The following is a 3,404-nucleotide window of genomic DNA, read 5'->3' on the forward strand; positions in this document are numbered from 1 at the left end:
CCAACGGATGAATAGACCCTAACAAGGCTAATGATCCAACCAAGGAGGCCAGCGCAAACACCACGGCACTGATCGCGTCTGATACAACGGATGTCAGAGCGCTGGAGGTCTGCATCTGTTTCTGAGCAATCCGGCCCGCAAAATCATCGTCGAAATAAGTCACCGATTGCCCAAGCGTCCACCGGTTAAGCTTGGACAAAACGAGTGGCTGAATGTTGGGCATGACGACATAGTTGTTCAGCACCGACGAAAGCCCGGCCACAGCCGGCCGGAGCAGCATGAAAAACGCCGCCGCCCCGAGAATGGGTGCAACGTTGCTTACACTGAAGATAGCTTCGGGCCCACTGTTGACCGCCGTGTCGACAACCCGACCCAGTATCCAGGCTGTGGCCGCCTCCATCGCGCCACCCGCAGCCGAAAAGAACGCCGCCAGAAACAGCGCGGGCCAAGCGCCCGCCAGACACCATCGGATGAACGCCCCCAGCGTTTGTGGTGGGGGCGTTTCCGGTTGATGGAATGGTTCGATCAGGTCGGCAATTCTCATTCTGGAGCCTCAGGATTCAGGAAGCCGCCAGACTGTCGCGCCCAGAACTGAGCATAAAGCCCCCCCTGCGCCAGTAAGTCACTATGCGCCCCCTGTTCGACGATACGACCGCGGTCCAGCACCAGAATGCGGTCCATCTGCGCAATAGTGCTCAACCGGTGTGCAATCGCAATAACTGTCTTGCCCTGCATCATGCCGTAAAGCGTATCCTGAATCGCTGCCTCAACCTCTGAATCTAGGGCAGACGTCGCCTCATCCAAGAGAAGGATCGGCGCATCTTTCAGGATCACCCGCGCCAGCGTAACCCGCTGCCGCTGCCCTCCGCTCAGCTTGACGCCCCGCTCCCCCACATGCGCGTCATAGCCCTTGCGACCCTGCGGGTCTTCGAGATCAAGGATGAATTCATGCGCCTCGGCCTGCTTTGCCGCCGCGATAACCTCGGCCTCCGAGGCGTTTGGTTTGCCATAAAGAATGTTGTCACGCACCGACCGGTGCAACAACGCGCTGTCCTGTTGGACCATCCCGATATGGCGACGCAGACTGTCCTGCGTCACTTTCGCGATGTCCTGGCCGTCGATCAGAATTGCCCCCCGATCAGAGTCGTAGAACCGCAAAAGCAGTTTGACCAGCGTTGACTTTCCCGCCCCGGACCGCCCGATCAAACCGATCTTTTCACCCGGTTCGATGGTCAGGTTCAGACGGTCAAGGCCACCGGCCTCGCGTCCGTAATGATGCGATAGGTTCCGCAATTCGATCCGCCCGTCGCTTAGCTGCAACGGTCTGGCATCCCGTGCATCGACCAGCGCAATAGGTTGCGCAATCGTCTCCATCCCTTCGGCCACAACGCCAAGCTGGCGGAAAAAACTTGTCATTGCCCACATGACCCAACCGGTCATGGCGTTCAGGCGCAACGTCAGCGCCGCCGCCGCCGCAACCACCCCGACCGAGGCCTGCCCCTGCATCCACAGCGCAATGGCCCAGCCGACAACGCCCACAATCAGCAGGCCGTTGAGCGTCACCAGAACTGTATCCATCACGGTGAAAATCCGCATCTCGACCTGGAATGTGCGTCGCGTTTCCTCGATCGCCTCCCGCGCATAATCCAGTTCATGATCGTCATGCGCGAACATCTTGACTGAATGGATGTTGGTATAGCTGTCTACCACCCGCCCGGTCACAGTTGAACGTGCATCCGATGCCAATTTGGACGCAGGACCAACACGCCGGATCGTCCAGCGCACCAGAAACCCGTACAGAACAAACCAAATCAGCAATGGAACCATCAGCCGCACATCAGCCGCCATGAGCAGAATTGCCGCTCCGATTACATAGGCCAGTGAAAACGAGATCGCATCGAAAACCTGAAAGACCACCTCTCCTGCAGCAGGCGGCGTTTGCATGATCCTGTTGGCAATGCGTCCTGCAAAATCGTTTTCGAACCAGCCAACCGACTGCCGCAAGACGTGTTTGTGCGCCCTCCAACGGATCAGCGTGCCGTAGTTCGGCAGGATCGCATTGTTTAGCAGCAGCACATCAACCACATGCAGTAAGGGACGAAACAGCAAGATGAACGCACCGACGAGCAACAACTCGGTCCCGTGCGCATCCCAGACCTCGGTGGGCGTACCGCCCATCAGGTCTACAACCCGCCCCATGTAAAAGATCAGCACAACCTCGACCGCGGCCACGATCACCGACATCAGCGCCGCCAAAACAAACACCCGGCGGAACGGTTGCGAATAGTCGCGAAGGAAAGGCCAAAGCTGCGTCGGCGGCACGTCCCTCTCGGCATAGGGAACAAATGGGTCAACGAGATCTTCGAAATATCGAAACATGGGCGGTGCTCCAATTGAGCCGTCAGATCAGAAATGCGAAACAAGGCAGTGTCGGAACACCACCCTCACGGGGTCGTTCGTTCCAGATTCAGGTGAACCAGATCCCGAAGTACATTCGCATTCCTCCATCCATGTGACAGGCGCACCCTAGCCGGAAAGATACCAGCCTGTCACCCCCTTAGGAACTATCGCGTCCGGGACAGTAACTCATCTCGCCCCAGCGTAAAACCTGAGTCGATCCAAACCGTCTCTAACTCGGCCAGTTTCGCGCCCAGCGCGGGGCCTTGATAGTCAGGTATCAGATCCCGCGCCCTGATCGGAAACTGCGCATTCATTCCGGTTTTCAGCGCCTCATCCAGATCGGGTGTCCATGGCCGTTCCAGGAACGCGCATCTCAGCAGTAGGGCATTCATGCCGCCCTGCCACCCGTATCTGTACCCAAGTTCGGCCGGTGAAGCTGCATTTGTCGCCGCATCATGCATACGGGTCAGGCGCTGCATCTGCGCCTTGCTCAATCGCAGTGTCGACACCATCGCCTGTTGCCCCAGCCCCGCAAGACGCCTTACCGGATCTGGAGAAATCCCGGCCTGAGCTTCGATCGCCACGAGGGGCGCAAGCGCGCGATCATCCGCGCCAGGCAGCACGCGGCCCAAAACGCCAGTGATCCGCATTGCGGCAACCGAAGGCGCCGGATCGGGCGCAGCCAGAAGTTTCATCAATTCCGCTCCAACCCGCTCACGCGACAGCTTCTCCAAACCATCCAGAGCGCTTCCGATGGCCGACATTGCCTCGGGGTCGAAGCCCCCCTCCTCGTCGCCATACCAGGCATGAAACCGGAAATAGCGCAGAGAGCGCAAATAGTCCTCGCGAATACGATCCTCGGCTTTGCCAATAAATCTTACCCGTCGCGCCTGCAGGTCGCACAATCCTCCAAGCGGGTCGATAATGGTTCCATCGGGCCGCGCATAAAGCGCGTTCATGGTGAAATCGCGGCGTGCAGCGTCCTCTTCGACCGTATCGGAATA

Annotated in this window: 3 protein-coding genes; all 3 read right to left on the reverse strand. The window is 58.6% G+C overall.

Going from position 1 to position 3,404, the window contains the following annotated elements; all coding sequences use genetic code 11:
• Positions 1–544, reverse strand: a 544-nt coding sequence (locus AC2FNB_RS20795) for an ABC transporter transmembrane domain-containing protein (protein ID WP_496748647.1), incomplete at its 3' end; no start/stop codon positions are given.
• On the reverse strand, positions 541–2,379 hold the full coding sequence (locus tag AC2FNB_RS20800) for an ABC transporter ATP-binding protein (protein WP_480750090.1): 1,839 nt from the start codon (positions 2,377–2,379) through the stop codon (positions 541–543). The genes AC2FNB_RS20795 and AC2FNB_RS20800, both read right to left, overlap by 4 nt.
• 185 nt (positions 2,380–2,564) lie before the next feature.
• Positions 2,565–3,404 (reverse strand): tRNA nucleotidyltransferase/poly(A) polymerase-related protein (locus AC2FNB_RS20805; protein ID WP_496748648.1); only part of this gene is annotated, 840 nt, incomplete at its 5' end.

The sequence above is a fragment of the Ruegeria sp. BHSB058 genome, from assembly GCF_059613285.1.

Bases quoted from the DNA above. Each gene is read 5' to 3' on its own strand.
- AC2FNB_RS20800 (WP_480750090.1), bottom strand. From the start codon at position 2,379: ATGTTTCGATATTTCGAAGATCTCGTTGACCCATTTGTTCCCTATGCC.